This window comes from Enterobacter sp. TCD1-1 (genome assembly GCF_020567405.1).
Lineage (GTDB): Bacteria > Pseudomonadota > Gammaproteobacteria > Enterobacterales > Enterobacteriaceae > Enterobacter > Enterobacter quasiroggenkampii.
The window spans coordinates 1979772-2002428 of record NZ_JAJCXF010000001.1 but is presented as its reverse complement, the minus strand read 5'-3'; the positions used below and the strand labels follow the sequence as shown (position 1 = coordinate 2002428).

Below are 22657 nucleotides of genomic sequence, written 5' to 3'. Positions count from 1 at the left end.
GATGTTTATCCAGCCTTTTTTTATTATGTCGGCAGTTAATTTCTTCCAGAACGCAGGAGCGTCACGTGATAGGCAGACTCAGAGGCATCATCATTGAAAAACAACCCCCGTTAGTGCTGCTGGAAGTGGGTGGCGTGGGCTATGAAGTCCATATGCCGATGACCTGCTTCTACGAGCTGCCGGACGCGGGCAAAGAGGCGATCGTCTTTACTCAGTTTGTAGTGCGTGAAGATGCTCAACTGCTGTACGGCTTCAACAACAAACAGGAACGCACGCTGTTCCGCGAGCTGATTAAAACCAACGGCGTCGGGCCAAAGCTGGCGCTGGCGATCTTATCCGGCATGTCCGCGCCACAGTTTGTGAATGCCGTTGAGCGTGAAGATCCTGCTGCGTTGATTAAGCTTCCGGGCATCGGCAAGAAAACGGCAGAGCGCCTGATTGTCGAGATGAAAGACCGCTTCAAAGGCCTGCATGGCGATCTCTTCACGCCGGCGGCCGATCTGGTGCTGACCTCCCCAGGCGCGCCTGCGACGGATGATGACGCCGAGCAGGAAGCGGTTGCCGCGCTGGTGGCGCTGGGCTATAAACCTCAGGAGGCCAGCCGCATGGTAAGTAAAATTGCCAAACCGGACGCCAGCAGTGAAACCCTGATTCGTGAAGCGCTGCGCGCTGCATTGTGAGGTAAAGGATGATTGAAGCAGACCGCCTGGTTTCGGCAGGCACTGTTCAGGCAGAGGATGTGGTGGATCGCGCGATTCGCCCAAAACTGCTTGATGAGTACATTGGCCAGCCGCAGGTTCGTTCCCAGATGGAGATTTTTATCCAGGCGGCAAAACTGCGCGGCGATGCGCTCGATCACCTGCTGATTTTTGGCCCTCCGGGGTTGGGCAAAACCACGCTGGCGAATATCGTCGCTAATGAAATGGGCGTAAACCTGCGCACCACCTCCGGCCCGGTGCTGGAGAAGGCGGGCGATTTGGCGGCCATGCTGACCAACCTCGAACCGCATGACGTGCTGTTTATCGATGAGATCCACCGTCTGTCACCGGTGGTGGAAGAGGTGCTCTATCCGGCGATGGAAGATTATCAGCTGGATATCATGATTGGTGAAGGTCCGGCGGCACGCTCCATCAAAATCGATCTGCCGCCGTTTACCCTGATTGGCGCAACAACACGAGCCGGGTCGTTGACCTCTCCACTGCGCGACCGCTTCGGTATCGTGCAGCGTCTGGAGTTTTACCAGGTGGCCGACCTCCAGCACATCGTTGGCCGCAGCGCCCGCTATATGGGGCTGGAGATGAGCGAAGAGGGGGCGCTTGAAGTGGCGAAACGGTCCCGTGGTACGCCGCGTATCGCCAACCGCCTGCTGCGCCGCGTGCGTGACTTTGCTGAGGTGAAGCACAACGGTTCGATCTCCGCAGAGATCGCCGCGCAGGCGCTGGATATGCTGAACGTCGATGCCGAAGGTTTTGACTACATGGACCGCAAGCTGCTGCTGGCGGTGCTGGACAAGTTCTTTGGTGGCCCGGTCGGGCTGGATAACCTGGCGGCGGCAATCGGGGAAGAGCGTGAAACCATTGAGGATGTGCTTGAACCGTATCTGATCCAGCAGGGCTTCCTGCAGCGCACACCGCGTGGACGTATGGCGACGGTGCGGGCGTGGAATCATTTCGGCATTACGCCACCGGCAATGCCGTAAGCAGCGATAATTTGTAGCCCCGGTAAGCGAAGCGCCACCGGGGACATGTCCACTACTGCGCGGTCTTCTTCATCATACTGAAGATAAACAGCACCGCTGCACTCAGCACCACGGACGGCCCCGCAGGCGTGTCATAGAACGCCGAGAAGGTGAGTCCACCCGTTACCGCAATCATTCCGACAATCACGGCCACACCGGCCATCTGCTCCGGCGTACGGGCAAAACGACGCGCCGTAGCCGCAGGGATGATCAGCAACGACGTAATAATCAGCGCCCCGACAAACTTCATCGCCACGCCAATGGTTAACGCCGTTACCAGCATCAGCAGCAGCTTAACGCGCTGCAGCTTCACGCCGTCGACAAACGCCAGGTCCGGGCTGACGGTCATGGCCAGCAGGTTACGCCACTGCCAGAGCAGAATGCCGAGCACCACCACAACGCCAATCGCGATAGCGATGAGATCGTCTGGCGTGACGGCCAGCAGGTCACCGAACAGGTAAGCCATCAGATCCACGCGGATATTCGACATCAGGCTGACCACCACCAGGCCCAGCGACAGGGCACTGTGCGCCATGATGCCAAGCAGGGTATCGATGGCGAGGTGAGGGCGCTTTTCCAGCCAGACCAGACCGGCCGCCAGCAGCAGCGTGACCACAATCACCGCGTAGAACGGGTTGACGTTCAGCAGCAGGCCAAAAGCCACGCCCAGCAGGGACGCGTGCGCCAGGGTATCACCGAAGTAAGACATTCTGCGCCACACCACAAACGAGCCGAGCGGGCCCGCGGCGCAGGCAAGCATAATCCCGGCCAGCCAGCCGGGCAGTAACAGTTCAATCATGAGTGTCCATTTCCCCGACGCAGAACGATTCGTCCCTGCAAATCATGGCGATGATTATGATGATGGCGATAGATGCCGAGCTGTTCAGCGCCGCGAGGGCCGAACATGGAGATAAATTCCGGGTGCATGGAGACCACTTCAGGCGTGCCGGAGCAGCAGATATGGTGGTTAAGACACAGCACTTCGTCAGTCTTTGCCATCACCAGATGCAGGTCGTGGGATACCATCAGCACCGCGCAGTTCAGTTCCCGGCGCAGCTGGTCAATAAGGTCGTATAGCGCGACCTGGCCGTTGACGTCTACACCCTGCGTCGGCTCATCCAGCACCAGCAACTGCGGGCTGCTGAGCAATGCGCGGGCAAGTAAAACGCGCTGTGTTTCTCCGCCGGACAGTTTTTGCAGCGGCGCATCGACAAGATGGCCCGCCTGCACGCGCTTCAGCGCCGGGAGAATATCGGCTTTACGCGTGCCGGGACGCAGGCGCAGGAAACGGCTCACCGTCAGCGGCAGTGTGGCGTCGAGGTGCAGTTTTTGCGGCACATAGCCGATGCGCAATTTTTCCTCGCGCGTGATCACGCCTTCATCGGGTGCGACCAGACCCAGCACCACACGTACCAGAGTGGATTTGCCTGCGCCATTGGGGCCGAGCAGCGTCAGAATTTTGCCGGGCTTCAGATCGAGCGACACGTCAGAGAGGACGCGGCGCTGGCCAAATGAGACCGAAATATTTTCAAGGGAAACCAATGTCGTCATGTCATTTTAAGCTTGAAGAAGTCAACGAATGTTATAATATCACATTCCACGCATTCACTACGATGATTAGTCGCATTATGTTACATAAAAATACGCTTCTTTTCGCAGCATTATCCGCTGCCCTTTGGGGTACAACCGCACAAGATGTTAACGCTGCGGTTGTCGCTTCGCTTAAACCACTCGGGTTCATCGCGTCAGCCATTGCTGACGGGGTAACAGAAACCCAGGTTCTGCTCCCGGATGGTGCATCGGAGCATGATTATTCCCTGCGCCCTTCCGATGTAAAACGCTTACAAAACGCGGACTTAGTTGTCTGGATCGGTCCGGAAATGGAAGCGTTTATGCAGAAGTCAGCAAAACAGGTGGCGGGTGAAAAACAGGTCGCGATTGCCGACCTCCCCGGCGTGAAACCGTTACTCATGAAAGGGGCGGATGACGACGGCGACGAACATGACCATCATGCTGCCGACGGTGAAAAAGGTGATGGAGATCACCATCACGGCGAGTACAACATGCATCTTTGGTTATCCCCAGAGATAGCGCGGCTTTCAGCGGTTGCAATCCATGACAAATTAGTGGAACTTATGCCGCAAAGTCGAGCCAAACTAGACGCCAACCTGAAAGATTTTGAGGCACAATTAGCCGCAACCGATAAGCAGGTTGGTAATGAGCTCGCACCGTTGAAAGGAAAAGGGTATTTCGTTTTTCATGACGCCTACGGCTATTACGAAAAACACTACGGTTTGACCCCGTTGGGTCATTTTACCGTCAACCCTGAAATTCAACCTGGTGCGCAGCGTTTACATGAAATCAGAACACAGCTGGTTGAGCAAAAAGCGACATGCGTTTTTGCTGAGCCACAGTTCAGGCCAGCGGTCGTAGAAGCCGTGGCCAGGGGGACATCCGTGCGCATGGGGACCCTTGACCCGCTAGGAACGAATATCCAGTTGAGCAAAGCGAGCTATTCGCAGTTCCTCAGCCAACTGGCGAACCAGTATGCGAGCTGCCTGAAAGGAGATTAACGAGGAAGTGAATACGTGCAACAGATAGCCCGCTCTGTCGCCCTGGCATTTAACAATCTGCCCCGACCCCACCGCGTCATGCTGGGGTCGCTTACAGTACTCACCTTAGCGGTCGCCGTCTGGCGGCCCTATGTTTACCACCCGAGTTCTGCCCCTATCATCAAAACCATCGAGCTTGAAAAGAGCGAAATCCGCTCTTTGCTGCCTGAAGCCAGCGAGCCTATCGACCAGTCGGCTCAGGAAGATGAAGCTATTCCACAGGATGAACTGGACGATAAAACCGAGAACGAAGCGGGTATTCACGAATATGTTGTTTCTACCGGGGACACGCTGAGCAGCGTGCTGAACCAGTACGGCATCGACATGGGGAATATCAGCCAGCTGGCGGCGGCAGATAAAGATCTTCGCAACCTGAAAATTGGGCAACAGCTCTCCTGGACGCTAACGGCCGATGGCGATCTGCAGCGTCTGACCTGGGAAATGTCCCGCCGCGAAACCCGCACCTACGATCGCACGGCAACGGGCTTTAAAATGACCAGCGAAATGCAGAAGGGCGACTGGGTAAACAGCGTTCTGAAAGGCACCGTGGGGGCAAGCTTTGTTTCCAGCGCGCGTGATGCAGGCTTGACCAGCGCTGAAATCAGTTCGGTGATCAAAGCCATGCAGTGGCAGATGGATTTCCGCAAACTGAAGAAGGGCGATGAGTTCTCCGTTCTGATGTCCCGCGAAATGCTGGACGGCAAGCGCGAGCAAAGCCAGCTGCTGGGCGTGCGTCTGCGCTCCGAGGGCAAAGATTACTACGCGATCCGTGCCGAAGACGGTAAGTTCTACGACCGCAGCGGTACGGGCCTTGCAAAAGGCTTCCTGCGCTTCCCGACGGCTAAACAGTTCCGCGTCTCCTCCAACTTTAACCCGCGTCGTCTGAACCCGGTAACCGGGCGTGTCGCACCGCACCGTGGCGTTGACTTTGCCATGCCGCAGGGCACACCGGTTCTGGCGGTAGGGGATGGTGAAGTGGTGGTGGCCAAACGTAGCGGTGCCGCCGGGTATTACGTCGCGGTACGCCATGGCCGTACGTATACGACCCGCTACATGCACCTGCGTAAGCTGCTGGTTAAACCGGGCCAGAAGGTGAAACGTGGCGATCGTATTGCGATCTCTGGTAATACCGGACGCTCTACCGGCCCGCACCTGCACTATGAAGTGTGGATTAACCAACAGGCAGTGAACCCGCTGACGGCGAAACTGCCGCGCACCGAAGGCCTGACAGGTAAAGATCGTACTGATTATCTGGCGCAGGTGAAAGAGGTGTTGCCGCAGCTGAGCTTAGACTAAGCCCTCTGTTTTTGTTAAAAAAGCCGGCGCACACTGACGCCGGCTTTTTCTTTTGTGCGCGGACGACTGCCTCGCTACACTATCTGAATTAATTTTGCGTCATCAGACCCTGGATCCAGCATGGAAACCCAAAAAAACAATATTGAATACATTCCTGAGTTTGAAAAATCCTTTCGTCATCCGCGCAACTGGGGCGCCTGGCTTGGCGTTTATGCCTTTGCGGGGATAGCGATGCTGCCGGCTTCCGTCCGCGATCCTGTCCTGGGTAAAATTGGCCGTCTGGCCGGGCGTTTTGGCAAGAGTGCCCGCCGTCGCGCGCAGATCAACCTCTATTACTGTTTTCCGGAAAAGAGTGATGCCGAGCGCGAGGCAATCATTGATGAGATGTATACCACCGCACCGCAGGCCATGGCGATGATGGCGGAGCTGGCGCTGAAAGGGCCGGATAAAATTGTCGATCGCGTTGACTGGAAAGGGCTGGAAATCATCGAGGAGATGCGTCGCAATGACGAGAAAGTCATTTTCCTTGTCCCACACGGCTGGGGCGTTGATATTCCGGCGATGCTGATGGCCTCTCAGGGCCAGAAGATGGCGGCGATGTTCCACAATCAGGGCAATAAGATCTTCGATTTTGTCTGGAATACGGTGCGTCGTCGTTTTGGTGGACGCCTGCATGCCCGTAACGATGGCATTAAGCCCTTCATTCAGTCGGTACGTCAGGGATACTGGGGCTACTATCTGCCGGATCAGGACCACGGCCCCGAGCACAGCGAGTTTGTCGATTTCTTTGCGACCTATAAAGCGACGCTCCCCGCGATTGGTCGCCTGATGAAAGTGTGTCGTGCCCGGGTGATCCCGCTGTTCCCGGTCTATGACGGCAAAACGCATCGCCTGAGTATTGAGGTTCGTCCGCCGATGGACGATCTGCTCACCGCCGATGACCACACCATTGCGCGTCGGATGAACGAAGAGGTGGAGATTCTGGTGGGACCGCATGCCGAACAGTACACGTGGATTTTGAAGCTGCTTAAAACGCGCAAACCGGGCGAAACAGAGCCGTATAAACGCAAAGAGCTGTATCCAACGAAATAAAAAAAGCCCTCTCCATCTGGAGAGGGCTTTTTAACAGAGACGTTATTACTCGACGGTCATAACGCGGGTGGTGTTGGTTGAGCCGATGGTGCTCATCACATCGCCCTGGGTCACAATGACGATATCACCGGACACCAGATAGCCTTTGTCGCGCAGCAGGTTTACGGCATCGTGCGCGGCGGCCACGCCGTCATTGGTGCTGTCGAAGTGAACCGGCGTCACGCCGCGGTAGAGCGCCGTCAGGTTCAGCGTACGTTCGTGACGGGACATGGCGAAGATTGGCAGACCCGAGCTGATACGCGAGGTCATCAGCGCGGTGCGGCCAGATTCGGTCATGGTGATGATCGCGGTAACGCCCTTAAGATGGTTTGCCGCATACATTGCCGACATCGCAATCGCTTCTTCCACGTTGTCGAACTGCACGTCCAGACGGTGTTTAGAGACGTTGATGCTAGGGATCTTTTCAGCGCCCAGGCAGACGCGCGCCATGGCGGCCACGGTTTCTGCCGGATACTGGCCCGCTGCGGTTTCTGCGGAGAGCATCACCGCATCGGTTCCGTCCAGCACGGCGTTTGCCACGTCCATGACTTCGGCACGGGTTGGCATCGGGTTAGTGATCATCGATTCCATCATCTGAGTCGCGGTGATCACCGCGCGGTTCAGCTGACGTGCGCGACGAATCAGGGCTTTCTGAATACCGACCAGCTCAGGGTCGCCGATTTCCACACCCAGGTCGCCGCGCGCAACCATCACCACGTCAGACGCGAGGATCACGTCGTCCATGGCGTCCTGATCGCAAACGGCTTCCGCACGCTCAACTTTGGCGACGATTTTGGCATCGCAGCCTGCATCGCGTGCCAGGCGACGCGCATAGTTCAGATCTTCGCCGCAGCGCGGGAAGGAGACAGCCAGGTAATCAACGCCGATCAGCGCAGCCGTTACGATGTCCGCTTTGTCTTTATCGGTGAGCGCTTCTGCAGAGAGGCCGCCGCCCAGTTTGTTGATGCCTTTATTGTTGGAGAGCGGGCCGCCGACGGTAACTTCGGTGAACACTTTCATGCCCTGAACTTCCAGCACTTTCAGCTGTACGCGGCCATCATCAAGCAGCAGGATATCGCCAGGTACGACGTCAGCCGGGAGGCCTTTATAGTCGATACCGACTTTTTCTTTATCGCCTTCGCCTTTGCCCAGGTTGGCATCCAGCAGAAATTTGTCGCCGATATTGAGGAAAACTTTCCCCTCTTTAAAGGTGGAGACACGAATTTTTGGACCCTGCAAATCGCCGAGGATAGCAACGTGGCGGCCCAGTTTTGCTGCGATTTCACGCACTTTATCGGCACGTAATTTATGGTCTTCTGGCGTACCGTGAGAGAAGTTCATACGCACCACGTTGGCACCGGCGGCGATAATTTTTTCGAGATTATTATCGCGATCGGTGGCCGGGCCTAAGGTGGTTACGATCTTGGTTCTGCGAAGCCTTCTGGACATGTAATACTCCGTTGACTGAAACAACTTTGGTGTTGCGTGAACATTGAATCGGCCTTCATCTGCTGCAAGGCAGCGGCGAGGGGACCGAATGCCGTAAATCGTTACATCGTCATTATTCGTGACGTATTCGTTATCAACTATCAGGGAACATCGCTCTTTATAAGCAATTCTTTATCAAAACGCGATTCCTTCAGCGCTTCCTTGACCCGCTTCAAGTTATCCCGGAATTTTGCCCCCCGACGTAAGGTAAAACCGGTCGCGAGCACGTCAATCACGGTGAGCTGGGCCAGGCGGGAGACCATCGGCATATAAATGTCGGTGTCTTCCGGCACGTCGAGGGTGATCGCCAGCGTTGCCTCACGCGCCAGCGGCGTGCCTGCCGTTGTGAGGGCAATCACCATGGCATCGTTTTCACGGGCCAGCTGCGCCAGCTCTACCTGACTCTTGGTGCGGCCGGTATGCGAAATCAGTACCACGACGTCATCTTCACTGCAATTCATACAGCTCATGCGTTGCAGGACAATGTCATCGGAATAAATCACCGGGACGTTAAAGCGGAAAAATTTGTTCATGGCGTCATGCGCGACGGCTGCCGACGACCCGAGCCCAAAGAACGCAATTCGCTTGGCCTGGGTGAGTAAATCCACCGCGCGATTCACGGAGCTCATGTCCAGTGACTGACGGACGTGGTCGAGCGAAGCCATGGCCGACTCAAAAATTTTCGCGGTATAGGCATCAACGCTGTCGTCTTCATCCACATTACGATTAACATAAGGGGTGCCGTTAGCCAGACTTTGCGCCAGATGCAGTTTAAAATCAGGAAAGCCGCGCGTTTCCAGGCTGCGGCAAAAGCGATTGACCGTGGGTTCGCTAACACCCGCTTCCTGTGCCAGAGCGGCGATGCTTGAATGAATCGCCTGAGCGGGAGAGGCGAGAATGACCTCGGCCACTTTTCGCTCGGATTTGCTAAGGTGTTCCAGTTGAAACTGGATTTTTTCCAGCATGTTCATGTTAACAGGATGCTCATGGGTGTAAACGATTTCATAAATTGATGAAATCGTGATTCGATTTAGCCGATATTACCCTTGTGGCTTCCATTAAGGGTAACAATCGACAAGATAATGTTGTTGTTTTTTTTCATTACTTGATCGGTGTCGGGTTTTGCTATGACCCTGTTGCGCAAAGAAACGACGGTTGTTGCGTCATTAAGCCGTCGAAATCATACGAAGGGTGAAAAATCGCGGTATCGCACGCGACGATAAGCGCTAATGGTTTCGGGAATGACGTAAAAGCAGTACAGTGCATTGTAATAAAATTACAACGATACCTGGCAGAAGTACCAGGTGATCCAACTGAGGAGAATGACATGGCGGTAACGCAAACAGCCCAGGCATGTGACCTGGTCATTTTCGGCGCGAAAGGCGATCTTGCACGCCGAAAATTGCTGCCTTCCCTGTATCAACTGGAGAAAGCGGGCCAAATTCATCCGGATACCCGTATCCTGGGTGTAGGGCGCGCCGACTGGGACAAGGACGCTTATACCAAAGTCGTCCGCGAGGCGCTCGAAACTTTCATGAAGGAAAAAATTGATGAAAGTTTGTGGGATACCCTGAGTGGACGTCTCGATTTCTGCAACCTGGACGTTAATGACGTCAGCGCGTTTACCCGCTTAGGCGCGATGCTGGATCAGAAAAACCGTGTCACGATTAACTATTTCGCCATGCCGCCAAGCACCTTCGGCGCCATCTGCAAAGGCTTGGGCGAAGCCAAACTGAACGCCAAACCGGCGCGCGTCGTGATGGAGAAGCCGCTGGGTACGTCGCTGGCAACCTCGCGTGAAATCAACGACCAGGTGGGCGAGTTCTTTGAAGAGTGCCAGGTCTACCGTATCGACCACTATCTCGGTAAAGAGACGGTACTGAACCTGCTGGCACTGCGTTTTGCCAACTCGCTGTTTGTGAATAACTGGGACAACCGCACTATCGACCACGTGGAAATCACCGTGGCAGAAGAGGTGGGTATTGAAGGCCGCTGGGGTTACTTTGACCAGGCCGGCCAGATGCGCGACATGATCCAGAACCACCTGCTACAGATTCTGTGCATGATTGCCATGTCTCCACCGTCTGACCTGACGGCGGACAGCATCCGTGACGCAAAAGTGAAAGTGCTGAAATCGCTGCGCCGCATCGACCGCTCCAACGTGCGTGAGAAGACCGTTCGCGGCCAGTACACCGCCGGGTTTGCGCAGGGCAAAAAAGTGCCGGGCTACCTGGAAGAAGAGGGCGCGAACAAGTCCAGCAACACCGAGACGTTCGTGGCGATCCGCGTGGATATCGACGACTGGCGCTGGGCGGGTGTTCCGTTCTACCTGCGTACCGGTAAGCGTCTGCCTGCGAAATGTTCCGAAGTGGTTGTCTACTTTAAGAACCCGGAACTGAACCTGTTCAAAGAGTCCTGGCAGGAGCTGCCGCAGAACAAGCTGACCATTCGTCTGCAGCCGGACGAGGGCGTGGATATCCAGATCCTGAACAAAGTGCCGGGCCTGGATCATAAACACAACCTGCAGACCACCAAGCTGGATCTGAGCTACTCCGAAACCTTCAACCAGACGCACCTGGCCGATGCGTACGAGCGTCTGCTGCTGGAAACCATGCGAGGTATTCAGGCGTTGTTCGTGCGTCGCGATGAAGTGGAAGAGGCGTGGAAATGGGTCGACTCCATCACCGAAGCCTGGGCTGCCGATCAGGATGCGCCAAAACCGTATCAGGCGGGTACCTGGGGACCTGTTGCGTCGGTGGCGATGATCACCCGCGATGGCCGCTCCTGGAATGAGTTTGAGTAAGATAATCCGCTAGCCCGAAAGTGTTATTTTACCGGTAACATGATCTAACACAGCTCGTGGCACAATTTTCAACTTTTAAGCTCCGCGTGGATTCACCCGCGGAGCTTTTTTTATTACACTGCCGGAAGTGATTTTGCCCCTGAGCTCCGGACAGCAAGCGTTTCAGCGTTGTTAACAACTGCCAGCGACTTTGTAAACTCCCGAGCCCGGACAGATAAATGAGAGGAGCTTTTATGAATCCGACATTGTTACGCGTAACACAGCGCATTATTGAGCGCTCGAAAGAGACCCGTTCGGCCTACCTCGCCCGGATTGAGCAGGCAAAGAGCAACACCGTCCACCGATCTCAACTGGCCTGCGGTAACCTGGCGCACGGCTTCGCCGCCTGCCAGCCTGACGATAAAGCGTCGCTGAAAAGCATGTTGCGTAACAATATCGCCATCATTACCGCCTATAACGATATGCTCTCCGCGCACCAGCCCTATGAGGTTTACCCGGATATCATCCGTAAAGCGCTGCACAGCGTGAATGCGGTCGGCCAGGTGGCGGGTGGGGTACCCGCCATGTGCGACGGCGTAACGCAGGGGCAGGACGGTATGGAGCTCTCCCTGCTGAGCCGCGAAGTGATTGCCATGTCCGCGGCGGTGGGCCTGTCACATAACATGTTTGATGGCGCGCTCTATCTCGGCGTGTGCGATAAGATTGTTCCGGGCCTGGTGATGGCCGCGCTGTCGTTTGGTCATCTGCCTGCGATCTTCGTGCCCTCGGGCCCAATGGCAAGCGGCCTGCCGAACAAAGAAAAAGTCCGTATCCGCCAGCTGTACGCGGAAGGGAAAGCAGACCGTCAGGCGCTGCTGGAGGCGGAAGCCGCGTCCTACCATGCGCCGGGCACCTGTACGTTCTACGGTACCGCAAACACGAACCAGATGGTGGTGGAGTTTATGGGGATGCAGCTTCCGGGCTCATCCTTTATCCAGCCGGACGCGCCGCTGCGCAAAGCGCTGACCGAGGCCGCGGCCCGTCAGGTCACGCGTCTGACCGGAAACGGCAACGAATGGATGCCGATGGGCAAAATGGTCGACGAAAAGGTCATCGTCAACGGGATTGTCGCGCTGCTGGCAACTGGTGGGTCAACCAACCACACCATGCACCTGGTGGCCATGGCGCGTGCTGCGGGCATTCTGATTAACTGGGATGACTTCTCCGAGATCTCTTCCGTGGTGCCGTTGATGGCACGCCTGTACCCGAATGGCCCGGCGGACATCAACCACTTCCAGGCCGCGGGCGGCGTACCGCTGCTGATGCGCGAGCTGCTGAAAGGCGGTCTGCTGCATGAAGATGTCAACACCGTGGCGGGCTTTGGCCTACAGCGCTACACCCAGGAGCCATGGCTGAACAACGGCGAGCTGGACTGGCGTGATGGGGCGAGCGCGTCTCTTGATGCGCAGGTTATCGCCACCATCGACAAACCGTTCTCTCCTCACGGTGGCACCAAAGTGCTCAGCGGTAACCTCGGTCGCGCGGTGATGAAGACCTCTGCCGTACCGGAAGAGAACCAGATTATCGAAGCGCCGGCGGTGGTATTTGAAAGCCAGCACGACGTATTACCTGCCTTTGACGCCGGTCTGCTCGATAAAGACTGCGTGGTGGTGGTGCGTCATCAGGGGCCTAAAGCCAACGGGATGCCAGAATTACATAAACTTATGCCACCACTTGGTGTATTATTGGACCGCCGTTTCAAAATTGCACTGGTGACCGATGGACGCCTCTCTGGCGCCTCAGGTAAAGTGCCTTCAGCCATCCACGTGACGCCGGAAGCGTACGACGGTGGCCTGCTGGCGAAAGTGCGTGACGGTGACATGATCCGCGTTAACGGTCAGACAGGCGAGTTAACCCTGCTGGTGGATGATGCCGAACTGGCGGCACGTCAGCCCCATATTCCTGACCTGAGCGCGTCGCGCGTGGGAACAGGACGCGAAATGTTTGGCGCGCTGCGTGAGAAACTCTCCGGTGCTGAGCAGGGCGCAACCTGTATTACGTTTTAAGACGACTTGATTTTAACGATCTGGCGAGAGAAAACTCTGATGAAAAACTGGAAAACAAGTGCAGAAGCAATCCTGACCACGGGCCCTGTCGTGCCGGTTATCGTGGTAAACAAGCTGGAGCACGCTGTACCGATGGCGAAAGCGCTGGTTGCGGGCGGCGTTCGCGTTCTGGAAGTGACCCTGCGTACCGCCTGCGCGATGGACGCCATTCGCGCCATTGCTAAAGAAGTGCCGGACGCCATCATCGGTGCGGGTACCGTGACGAACGCAAAACAGCTGGCTGAAGTGACCGAAGCGGGCGCACAGTTTGCCATCAGCCCGGGCCTGACCGAGTCGCTGCTGAAGGCCGCGACCGAAGGCACTATTCCGCTGATCCCGGGTATCAGCACCGTCTCTGAACTGATGCTGGGCATGGACTACGGTCTGAAAGAGTTTAAATTCTTCCCGGCGGAAGCGAACGGCGGCACCAAAGCGCTGCAGGCGATTGCGGGTCCATTCTCTCAGGTACGCTTCTGCCCGACAGGCGGTATCTCTCCTGCCAACTACCGTGACTACCTGGCGCTGAAAAGCGTGCTGTGCATCGGTGGCTCATGGCTGGTTCCGGCGGATGCGCTGGAAGCGGGCGACTGGGATCGCATCACCAAACTGGCTCGCGAAGCGGTGGAAGGCGCGAAGCAGTAAGTCATTCGTCGCATGAAAAACGGGCCTTTCGGCCCGTTTTTTTTATCCCTCTACCTTAACGCTTGCTGCGGCCGCTTTCGCTCTCGCCACGGCGTCGTCAACGTTATCCCCGGTGGCTAATGCCACGCCAAGACGACGGGTCCCGTCGATCTCCGGCTTACCGAACAAACGTACCTGCAACCCGGCACCCACCGCCGCGTCGACGTTATCAAACGTAACGTTCTGGCTGGTTAACTGCGGCAGGATCACCGCCGAGGCGGCCGGGCCGAACTGACGGATACCGCCGACGGGCAGGCCGAGGAAGGCACGCACGTGCAGAGCGAACTCGGAAAGATCCTGCGAAATGAGCGTGACCATGCCGGTGTCATGCGGGCGCGGGGAGACCTCGCTGAAAATCACCTCATCACCGCACACAAACAGCTCCACGCCGAACAGGCCATAGCCGCCCAACGCCAGGACGGTTTTACGGGCGATCGCCTGCGCACGTTCCAGCGCCAGAGCGCTCATCTGCTGCGGCTGCCAGGATTCGCGGTAATCGCCATCCTCCTGGCGGTGGCCAATAGGGGCGCAGAAATGGACGCCGTCAACGGCGCTGACGGTCAGCAGGGTGATCTCGAAATCAAACTTCACCACGCCTTCGACGATGACGCGACCGGCACCGGCGCGGCCACCCTGCTGGGCGTAATCCCACGCCTTATCGAGCGTGCTGCTGTCGCGAATGAAGCTCTGTCCTTTACCGGAGGAGCTCATCACCGGCTTAACGATGCACGGGTAACCAATCTCCTCTACGGCCTGCAGGAATGCGGCCTTATCGCCAGCAAAACGATAGCCCGAGGTGGGCAATTCCAGCTCTTCCGCCGCCAGGCGACGAATGCCTTCGCGGTTCATGGTTAGCTTTGCGGCTTTCGCGCAGGGCACCACGCGCTGGCCTTCCTGCTCAAGCGCAATCAGCGTATCGGTGGCGATGGCTTCAATTTCCGGTACAACGAAATCGGGTTTCTCGCGCGTAATCAGCTCGCGAAGGGCATCACCATCCAGCATGTTAATCACATAAGAACGATGGGCGACGTGCATGGCGGGCGCATCGGCGTAACGGTCTACGGCAATGACTTCCACGCCTAAACGCTGGCACTCAATGGCGACCTCTTTTCCCAGCTCGCCCGATCCCAACAACATCACTCGCGTCGCCGCAGGTCGCAGCGCGGTTCCTAAACGAATCATAACAATCCCCCTGAAAAAGTTGCGGGCAGTATAAACGAAAACGTTTGCGTCTGTCTTGTGCACTGCTAAGCGCGGGAGGAAGAAATTTGCGCTTCTTTAGCCCGGCCAGACATTTCCTGACGCCTGCTCGCTTACGCTGTGGAACATATTCACCGTTAAGTGAGGGAAACCATGTCTGGCTGGCTAAATCAATTGCAATCACTGTTAGGGCAGAAAACATCGTCTTCCGGCGAGCGGGACCTCAGTAAACTGCTGGTACCCGGGGCGCTCGGCGGCTTGGCTGGCCTGCTGGTCGCGAATAAATCCTCGCGCAAGCTGCTGGCAAAGTACGGGACAGGCGCGCTGCTGGCCGGTGGGGGCGCCATTGCGGGCACCGTCCTGTGGAATAAATACAAGGACAGGGTCCGGACCGCGCACAGCGACGAACCGCATTATGGCGAGCATACCTCGCCGCTGGATCTGCGTACTGAACGGTTGATCCTGGCGCTGGTTTTTGCCGCGAAAAGTGACGGGCATATTGACGATAAGGAACGACTGGCGATCGAACAGCAGTTGCGTGAAGCTGGCGTTGAAGAGAAGGGCAGAGCGCTGGTGGCGCAGGCCATTGAACAGCCTCTGGAGCCGCAGCGTCTGGCGCAAAGCGTGAAAAATGAGGAAGAGGCGCTTGAACTCTATTTCCTCAGCTGTGCCGCCATCGATATCGATCACTTTATGGAACGCAGCTACCTGAATGCGCTTGGAGACGCGCTGAAGATCCCCCAGGACGTGCGTGAGGGCATTGAGCGGGATATCCGGGAACAAAAACAGGCGTTACAGGGCTAGTGCTCGCCGTTGCGATCCGGTTTCGCTTGCATCATGCGTGGGTTTTGCCAACCTTATAGGGTGTAAAACTAAAAAGAATGATGACATGCCACCGAAAGCCCGACGTATACCTTATGCGATCACCACGCATGGCGATACGCGTATAGACAACTATTACTGGCTACGGGACGATTCGCGCTCCCGGCCAGAGGTGCTCGACTACCTGCACGAGGAAAATGACTACGGCCGCAAGGTCATGTCCAGCCAGCAGACGCTTCAGGACCAGCTGCTGAATGAGATGGTGCAGCGTATTCCTCAGCGCGATATCTCGGCGCCCTGGACCAAAAACGGCTATCGCTACCGCCATATTTACGAGCCCGGCAACGAGTATCCCATCTACCAGCGTCAGTCGGTGCTCAGCGCCGAATGGGATGCGTGGGATATTCTGCTGGATGCCAACCAGCGCGCTGCCCACAGCGAGTTTTATACTCTGGGCGGCATGTCCATTTCACCGGATAACGCAGTAATGGCGCTGGCGGAGGATTATCTCTCGCGTCGCCAGTACGGCCTGCGTTTTCGCAATCTGGACACCGGCAACTGGTATCCTGAAATGCTGGAAAACGTCTCCCCGGATTTTGTCTGGGCGAATGATTCCGAGACGGTTTACTACGTCAAAAAGCATGCCTCTACGCTGCTGCCCTATCAGGTATGGCGGCATACCGTGGGAACGGACTCTGCAGACGACGAGCTGGTCTATGAAGAGAAAGACGAAACGTTCTATGTCAGCCTGCATAAAACCTCCTCGCGCCATTATGTGATTATCTTCCTGGCCAGCGCCACGACGTCGGAAGTCCTGCTGCTGGATGCCGAACTGCCCGATGCCCAGCCGCTCTGTTTCCTGCCGCGCCGGAAGGATCATGAGTACAGCCTGGATCACTTTCAGCACAGCTTTTATCTGCGCTCGAATCGCGAGGGTAAAAACTTTGGTCTCTATAAAACCAAAGTGCGCGATGAGCGCAAATGGGAGGTGCTTATCCCCGCGCGGGATCAGGTGATGCTGGAAGGGTTCACCCTGTTCACCGACTGGCTGGTGGTGGAGGAGCGTCAGCGGGGGCTGACCAGCATCCGGCAAATCAACCGTAAAACGCGGGAAGTGGTGGGGATCGCGTTCGACGACCCGGCCTATGTGACGTGGATTGGTTTCAACCCGGAACCTGAATCCTCGCGGCTGCGCTACGGCTACTCATCGATGACCACACCGGACACCCTGTTTGAGCTGGACATGGATACGGGGCAGCGCCAGGTGATTAAACAGACCGAGGTCAAAGGGTTTGAGTCTGAAAACTACCGCAGCGAGCACCTGTGGGTCACCGCCCGGGATGGCGTCGAGGTCCCCGTCTCGCTCGTCTATCACAAAGCCCATTTCCAGAAAGGCAAAAACCCGATCCTGGTGTACGGGTACGGCTCCTACGGCTCAAGCATGGATGCCGATTTCAGCAGCAGCCGATTAAGCCTGCTCGACCGCGGCTTTGTTTTCGCCATCGCCCATATTCGCGGCGGCGGTGAGCTGGGGCAGCACTGGTACGAGGACGGGAAATTCCTGAAAAAGAAAAACACCTTCAATGACTACCTCGACGTCTGCGATGCGCTGATTGAGCAGGGCTATGGCGATCCGCAGCTCTGCTTTGGCATGGGCGGCAGCGCGGGAGGCATGCTGATGGGGGCGGTGATCAACCAGCGCCCCGAGCGCTTTAAGGGGATTGTCGCGCAGGTGCCGTTTGTCGATGTGGTGACGACTATGCTCGATGAATCCATCCCGCTTACAACAGGGGAGTTTGAAGAGTGGGGCAATCCGCAGGATGAGATTTACTACCGCTATATGAAAACGTACAGCCCGTACGATAACGTGGAAGCGAAAGCCTATCCCCACATGCTGGTCACCACCGGTCTGCATGATTCTCAGGTGCAGTACTGGGAGCCGGCAAAATGGGTAGCGAAACTGCGGGAGCTGAAAACCGACGACAACCTGCTGCTGCTGTGTACCGATATGGACTCCGGTCACGGCGGGAAATCGGGTCGATTTAAATCCTACGAAGGGGTTGCTCTGGAATATGCCTTCCTGATTGGCCTGGCGCAGGAGACGCTGCCAGGCCGTGCGGAGCGTTAAGCTTCGCCCAGATAGTGCTTCAGCGTCAGGCGCAGTTCCGGGCTCATTTTGTCGAGGTTGTTATACAGCCAGCGCAAATAGCCCGGGTCTTTATCCGCAATATCCGACACCGCTCTGCCCCGGTATTTACCAAAAGTAAACGTGGTCAGCAGTGCGGGGCGTCCGGTAATCGTTGCCATATCGTCCGGCGTCCAGCCCGAGGTGTTCATAATATCGATGAGTAGCGCGGCGGTGATATAGCAGTCATACAGGGCCCGGTGATGGTGAAGCCCTTCAGGCGTGCGCACGCTGAGCTTGCGGGACTTGTACAGCGCCATATTGCTGTATTTAATGCCTGGCCAGAGGCGACGTGCCAGCTTCATGGTACAAATCCATTCTCCCGGCATCTCAGGTAGCACCCGGCGGTCAAAACTGGCGTTATGCGCGACGTACCAGGGGCTACCGTAATAGTGGGGAATGATCTCTTCGATCCACGGCTTGTCCGCCACCATCGATTCGGTAATGCGATGGATAGCCATCGCCTGAGGGCTGATGGGGCGATCGGGACGCACCAGATGGCTCATTGGGTTGACGATTTTACCATCAACCACGTCGACAGAGGCCACTTCCACAATTCCGCCCTGAAGATCGCAAGTTTCGGTATCGATGACGCGCAGCATTGAACACTCCTGAGCTTAAAACGCCTAGCCTAAAGGAATGATATCGCCTTGCCAACCCTCTCCGCCGAGCGTGCCGGTCAACAGCAGCTCGCCCCGATCGGCGCGGACGATCAACTGACCTTTTTCATCCCACAGCGCGCTACCGCCGCAGGCGTTCGCCATCAGCACCGCAATGGCATATTTATGCGCGAAGCGCTGCAGGGTACTGATGGACTGCCGCCAGCGGTGATCCTCCACGGACTGGCTGCTGGTAAACAGCGACGCTCTGGGATCGAGATTGGGGGAATCGGCATGCGCATCAATAATGCTGAGCTGTTTTTCCCCCGGCACCAGGCTGGCACCGCTACCTTGCGGGTAGCGCAGGATGCGGTGACGGGCGGGCGTGAAGAGTGCGAGGCCTTTCTGGCGCTGACCGTTCCGTTCCAGGGGGAGCCCGGCAATCACGGTAATCCGGTAAAAATGCGCCGCGTCCAGCAGCGGTTCCAGCTGCGCGTCATCGGGTGGGGGAGGTAGCGTAGTGTTACCCGAGCCTGTTAATGAGAGTTCAGGGAACACCAGCAGATCGCACCGCTGCCGTGCTGCTTCGGCGATGAAGCGCAGGTGGTGCGTGATATGGTCATCGACACTCTGATGCTGCCCACCATACTGGGCTGCCGCTATATTCCAATGTGACATCGTGACTTCCTTATACACTGAGTCGCAGAGATTTAAGAATACACCTAAATTTATCAGGGTTTTCTTATCCTGCCAGATTCAGCGTAAGGAAGTGTAACGGCTCGTTAAGCTTATTTAACTTTAGGTTCGTACGGTAAACGGGAGAGGTTAACCGAGGCGAGACGGTGGGCGATGAGTCTTTCGCGAAACCAGTCGCGCAGATGGGCGGGCTGTTCCCGTTCAACGACTTCAGCCACGACAGGCATGTTGTAGCGCTCTTTGAACGCGACGCCAGCGGCAGCGAGATCGACATTCACTTTATCCATCTCGTCCTGTGGAAGGGCGGCCAGATTAATCTTCATTACCTTCTCCTTTTTCTGCGGCGGCAACGTTACCGCGATTGCACGACGATGACAAGCGGAGGCAGGATGTTCCTCGACTCGTTTATTATACAGCGTTATTCTTTAGCATACAGACATAACAAAAAGGAATGATTGCGATGGGTTTCTCCGCTTCCCGCGCGGTATGCGCACTGGTTTTTCTGACCTCTACAATGATGACCTCTTCCGCGCTGGCGCATGCGCATCTTAAGCAGCCGATCCCGGCAGCGGACAGCGTGGTAAGCGCTCCGCAGGCACTTACACTGCATTTTTCAGAAGGCATCGAACCGGGATTTAGCGGTGTGGTGGTGACGGACGCACAAAAGCAGGTCATCAAAACGGGTACCGCTACGCGAGATGAAAAGAACAAGGCGCAACTCACCGTTCCGCTGGAACAAACGCTGACGTCAGGGACGTACCAGGTAGACTGGCATGTCGTCTCTGTAGACGGCCATAAAACCAAAGGCAGCTATCACTTTAGCGTGAAATAGCATGCTGGCGCTGTGTTATATCGGGTTGCGCTTTGTCCATTTCGGGGCGCTGATGCTGGTTTTTGGCAACGCGCTTTACAGCGTCTGGTTTGCCCCTTCCTCTCTCCAGCGGCTGATGTCCCGGCGTTTCCAGCTGCAGCAGAAAGTGGCGGCCTTAGTGAGCCTGGCGGCTGCACTCCTGATGTTTATGCTTCAGGGCGGACTGATGGGTAACGGCTGGGGAGATGTGTTTGCCCCGCAGGTCTGGTACGGCGTGATGAGGACACAGTTTGGCGGCGTCTGGCTGTGGCAAACGATTCTTGCTGTGATGACGGTCGCTGCAGCATGGCTCGCGCCGCTGAAAGGTTCGCGGCTGCTGCTGCTCGCCATGGGCCAGCTTATCCTGTTGGCGGGGGTAGGGCACGCGGCGATGAACGACGGTCCGATGGGGGCGTTGCAGCGCCTTAATCACGCGTTTCACCTGATCTGTGCCGCAGCCTGGCTGGGCGGATTACTGCCCCTGCTGTTCTGCATGCGTCTGGCGAAAGGGCGCTGGCAGAATGCCGCCATCTATACCATGATGCGCTTCTCGCGCGTGGGCCATTATGCCGTCGCGGGTGTGCTGCTCAGCGGAGCGATCAATGCGCTCATGATACTGGGCGTCCATATTCCCTGGCAGGCTGACTACGTGCAGTTTTTGTTGTTCAAATGTGCGCTGGTGGCGTTGATGGTGGTAATTGCGCTGGCAAATCGGTATTTTCTGGTGCCACGGTTTCGTCCGGAGACCGGGCGAGCAAAACAGATTTTTATCAGGATGACACAGGCAGAAGTGGTGCTGGGGGCGCTGGTACTGGCAGCGGTCAGTCTGTTCGCCACCTGGGAACCCTTTTGACAAGGTTAAATATCATATGAAAAAGACAGTACTTTCTCTCATATTGGTGGCCTGCACGGGGAGCGCGTTTGCCGCACCGCAGGTTATCACCGTCAGCCGTTTTGAAGTGGGTAAGGATAAATGGGCGTTCAATCGCGAAGAGGTGATGCTGACCTGCCGTCCGGGCCATGCGCTGTATGCCATCAACCCGAGCACGCTGGTGCAATACCCGTTAAATGAAACCGCCGAGCAGCAGGTGGCCAGCGGAAAGAGCAGCGGCCAGCCGATTAGCATTATTCAGATCGATGACCCGGCGAATCCGGGCCAGAAAATGAGTCTGGCCCCGTTTATCGAGCGCGCCGACAAGCTCTGCTAACTGTTCAGGTTTCCAATAAAAAACCGCAGATGCTTGCGAAAGCACTGCGGTTTTTCACATTTTATGATGCTCTGGCGCTTTTTTTCCGACCGCTTTAGCTGTGGACTGGAAAACCTGGCGTCGTCATCTATTCTTAAAAGGCAAGGCGACTTAGCCTGCATTAATGCCAACTTTTAGCGCACGGCTCTCTCCCAAGAGCCATTTCCCTGGACCGAATACAGGAATCGTATTCGGTCTCTTTTTATCTATTTGTTTCTATAGGGTTTTCCGGTCTTTATACGAAATGCCCCGAAAATTACTCGAATATTCCATATCCTGTCTAAACCATAACATACTCTGCACCGCGTGCGTCCAGGTATTTTTGGGTCATTGTTAAATTTTTGTGGCCGAGTAAGCATTGAGCAAACTCCTCTCCGCGCTCCTTTTCATAGGGTCTGTTTGCGAGGCTTCTGCTCTCATGTAAAGGTGGCGAGTTAGGTCCGAATTTCAACCCGGGTGAATCCCTTATCTCTCGAACGCCCGGGGAAGACAGTCAGGAGTTAGCGGTCCAGGTTTTCTTACTCCGCAGAGCGGGGTTCGAACATATGGATAAAATAAGTTGGGTAAATCCAAAATCTGCCGATATGTTAAGAGATATTTTTAGGGAATGGCGTCCATGAAAACACAGAATTTACTCCTGTTTATACTCTTAACCGTGGCCCAGGGCAGTCATGCTCAAGAACAATACAATTTTGAAGCTGTAAAACCTGCAGTGATTGAATTCTTTAAGCGCGGGGCAGGAAATCCTGATAGTTGCAATGTGTTCAAAGAGCAGCTAGCAAGAAATTTTGAAGATAAGCAAACAAGGAAAATGATGATTGGTCTCTGTGACAGCGACTTAGATACAACCAAGCCAGTTTCTTTTACGGAAATGTCATTACATCATTCTGAAGGGCATCCCTATGTTTGCGGCATTCTCTCTGGTGAGACTCAACTAGGCCGAAAAATAGGTGCTCGTTTTATTGCTGCCGAACCATATCATTTGGTTCTGGGCTTCAAGTATTCACGACGACCGATAGCTTACGCAACTGATGATAAATTTCTGGTCGATGAAGTTCGATCTCAGATCAAAGCATTTAATGAACTTTATGCAAAAGCATGTAACTGAATTAAAGCTCTCTGCTTGTTCTTCAGTTCGATAATATTTTGGAACTCAGCGTACACCGACATTCAGATCGAATGGATGTATTGGTAAGCATTAAAACCCGTATTTGACGGGTTTTAA

Annotated in this window: 22 protein-coding genes; 14 read left to right on the top strand and 8 right to left on the bottom strand. The window is 55.9% G+C overall.

The window, feature by feature from the left end; translation table 11 throughout:
* Positions 1-65: 65 nt before the first annotated feature.
* Together ruvA and ruvB are read left to right on the top strand one after the other, a co-directional pair.
* Positions 66-680 carry a Holliday junction branch migration protein RuvA gene (ruvA, locus tag LJA86_RS09665; protein ID WP_023617042.1) on the top strand — a complete coding sequence of 205 codons (615 nt, stop codon included), beginning with the start codon at positions 66-68 and terminating at the stop codon, positions 678-680.
* An 8-nt stretch (positions 681-688) separates the two neighbouring features.
* Positions 689-1699 carry a Holliday junction branch migration DNA helicase RuvB gene (gene ruvB, locus LJA86_RS09660; RefSeq protein WP_229226071.1) on the top strand — a complete coding sequence of 337 codons (1011 nt, stop codon included), beginning with the start codon at positions 689-691 and terminating at the stop codon, positions 1697-1699.
* 52 nt (positions 1700-1751) lie between these two features.
* On the opposite strand, the gene znuB is transcribed toward ruvB, so the two are convergent.
* Complete coding sequence (gene znuB / locus LJA86_RS09655) at positions 1752-2537, bottom strand: zinc ABC transporter permease subunit ZnuB (RefSeq protein ID WP_048029424.1); 786 nt, start codon at positions 2535-2537, stop codon at positions 1752-1754.
* Positions 2534-3289 carry a zinc ABC transporter ATP-binding protein ZnuC gene (gene znuC, locus LJA86_RS09650; protein WP_048029425.1) on the bottom strand — a complete coding sequence of 252 codons (756 nt, stop codon included), beginning with the start codon at positions 3287-3289 and terminating at the stop codon, positions 2534-2536. The genes znuB and znuC overlap by 4 nt, the downstream gene beginning before the upstream one ends.
* Positions 3290-3366: 77 nt before the next feature.
* Between znuC and znuA the strand changes: the two genes are divergently transcribed.
* The 3 genes from znuA to lpxM all read left to right on the top strand — a co-directional run bounded on the left by znuA (position 3367) and on the right by lpxM (position 6738).
* The gene (gene znuA, locus LJA86_RS09645) at positions 3367-4311 is read left to right on the top strand and encodes a zinc ABC transporter substrate-binding protein ZnuA (protein ID WP_045908280.1); all 945 of its coding nucleotides are present in this window, start codon (positions 3367-3369) and stop codon (positions 4309-4311) included.
* A gap of 15 nt (positions 4312-4326) precedes the next feature.
* Positions 4327-5646 carry a murein DD-endopeptidase MepM gene (gene mepM / locus LJA86_RS09640; protein ID WP_048029426.1) on the top strand — a complete coding sequence of 440 codons (1320 nt, stop codon included), beginning with the start codon at positions 4327-4329 and terminating at the stop codon, positions 5644-5646.
* Positions 5647-5766: 120 nt separating this feature from the next.
* Positions 5767-6738, top strand: coding sequence for a lauroyl-Kdo(2)-lipid IV(A) myristoyltransferase (gene lpxM, locus LJA86_RS09635; RefSeq protein WP_045908211.1), 972 nt, complete (start codon positions 5767-5769; stop codon positions 6736-6738).
* A gap of 45 nt (positions 6739-6783) precedes the next feature.
* On the opposite strand, the gene pyk is transcribed toward lpxM, so the two are convergent.
* Both pyk and LJA86_RS09625 read right to left on the bottom strand, forming a co-directional pair.
* Entirely contained in the window at positions 6784-8226 is a 1443-nt protein-coding gene (gene pyk, locus LJA86_RS09630) for a pyruvate kinase (RefSeq protein WP_008500455.1), read from the bottom strand.
* 140 nt (positions 8227-8366) lie between these two features.
* On the bottom strand, positions 8367-9236 hold the full coding sequence (locus LJA86_RS09625; protein ID WP_023312229.1) for a MurR/RpiR family transcriptional regulator: 870 nt from the start codon (positions 9234-9236) through the stop codon (positions 8367-8369).
* Between the two features lie 356 nt (positions 9237-9592).
* Between LJA86_RS09625 and zwf the strand changes: the two genes are divergently transcribed.
* From zwf to kdgA, 3 genes are all read left to right on the top strand, one after another.
* Positions 9593-11068, top strand: coding sequence for a glucose-6-phosphate dehydrogenase (zwf, locus tag LJA86_RS09620; protein ID WP_023312228.1), 1476 nt, complete (start codon positions 9593-9595; stop codon positions 11066-11068).
* Positions 11069-11301: 233 nt separating this feature from the next.
* The gene (gene edd, locus LJA86_RS09615; RefSeq protein WP_048029427.1) at positions 11302-13113 is read left to right on the top strand and encodes a phosphogluconate dehydratase; all 1812 of its coding nucleotides are present in this window, start codon (positions 11302-11304) and stop codon (positions 13111-13113) included.
* Between the two features lie 39 nt (positions 13114-13152).
* Positions 13153-13794, top strand: a complete 642-nt coding sequence (gene kdgA, locus LJA86_RS09610; protein ID WP_008500459.1) for a bifunctional 4-hydroxy-2-oxoglutarate aldolase/2-dehydro-3-deoxy-phosphogluconate aldolase — start codon at positions 13153-13155, stop codon at positions 13792-13794.
* Positions 13795-13836: 42 nt separating this feature from the next.
* Here the strand turns inward: kdgA and purT are convergent, their stop codons facing one another.
* Positions 13837-15015, bottom strand: coding sequence for a formate-dependent phosphoribosylglycinamide formyltransferase (gene purT / locus LJA86_RS09605; RefSeq protein WP_229226070.1), 1179 nt, complete (start codon positions 15013-15015; stop codon positions 13837-13839).
* 171 nt (positions 15016-15186) lie between these two features.
* On the opposite strand from purT, the gene LJA86_RS09600 reads away from it, so the two are divergent.
* Both LJA86_RS09600 and ptrB read left to right on the top strand, forming a co-directional pair.
* Positions 15187-15837 carry a tellurite resistance TerB family protein gene (locus LJA86_RS09600; RefSeq protein ID WP_008500461.1) on the top strand — a complete coding sequence of 217 codons (651 nt, stop codon included), beginning with the start codon at positions 15187-15189 and terminating at the stop codon, positions 15835-15837.
* An 85-nt stretch (positions 15838-15922) separates the two neighbouring features.
* Positions 15923-17983: an oligopeptidase B gene (ptrB, locus tag LJA86_RS09595; protein WP_045908214.1), complete on the top strand. Its 2061-nt coding sequence runs from the start codon at positions 15923-15925 to the stop codon at positions 17981-17983.
* Here the strand turns inward: ptrB and exoX are convergent.
* The 3 genes from exoX to LJA86_RS09580 form a co-directional block, all read right to left on the bottom strand.
* Positions 17980-18642 carry an exodeoxyribonuclease X gene (gene exoX / locus LJA86_RS09590; RefSeq protein WP_008500463.1) on the bottom strand — a complete coding sequence of 221 codons (663 nt, stop codon included), beginning with the start codon at positions 18640-18642 and terminating at the stop codon, positions 17980-17982. The two genes, ptrB and exoX, sit on opposite strands and share 4 nt — an antisense overlap.
* A gap of 24 nt (positions 18643-18666) precedes the next feature.
* The gene (locus tag LJA86_RS09585; protein ID WP_045908215.1) at positions 18667-19317 is read right to left on the bottom strand and encodes a carbon-nitrogen hydrolase family protein; all 651 of its coding nucleotides are present in this window, start codon (positions 19315-19317) and stop codon (positions 18667-18669) included.
* 110 nt (positions 19318-19427) lie between these two features.
* A complete protein-coding gene (locus tag LJA86_RS09580; protein WP_008500465.1) occupies positions 19428-19658 on the bottom strand; it encodes a DNA polymerase III subunit theta in 231 nt (76 codons plus the stop codon).
* Positions 19659-19795: 137 nt separating this feature from the next.
* Between LJA86_RS09580 and yobA the strand changes: the two genes are divergently transcribed.
* From yobA to LJA86_RS09560, 4 genes are all read left to right on the top strand, one after another.
* Complete coding sequence (gene yobA, locus LJA86_RS09575; RefSeq protein WP_048029432.1) at positions 19796-20167, top strand: CopC domain-containing protein YobA; 372 nt, start codon at positions 19796-19798, stop codon at positions 20165-20167.
* A gap of 1 nt (position 20168) precedes the next feature.
* Complete coding sequence (gene copD, locus LJA86_RS09570; protein ID WP_229226069.1) at positions 20169-21038, top strand: copper homeostasis membrane protein CopD; 870 nt, start codon at positions 20169-20171, stop codon at positions 21036-21038.
* Positions 21039-21054: 16 nt separating this feature from the next.
* On the top strand, positions 21055-21393 hold the full coding sequence (locus tag LJA86_RS09565; RefSeq protein WP_229226068.1) for a YebY family protein: 339 nt from the start codon (positions 21055-21057) through the stop codon (positions 21391-21393).
* Between the two features lie 655 nt (positions 21394-22048).
* Entirely contained in the window at positions 22049-22540 is a 492-nt protein-coding gene (locus LJA86_RS09560) for a hypothetical protein (RefSeq protein WP_063621985.1), read from the top strand.
* Positions 22541-22657 lie beyond the last annotated feature (117 nt).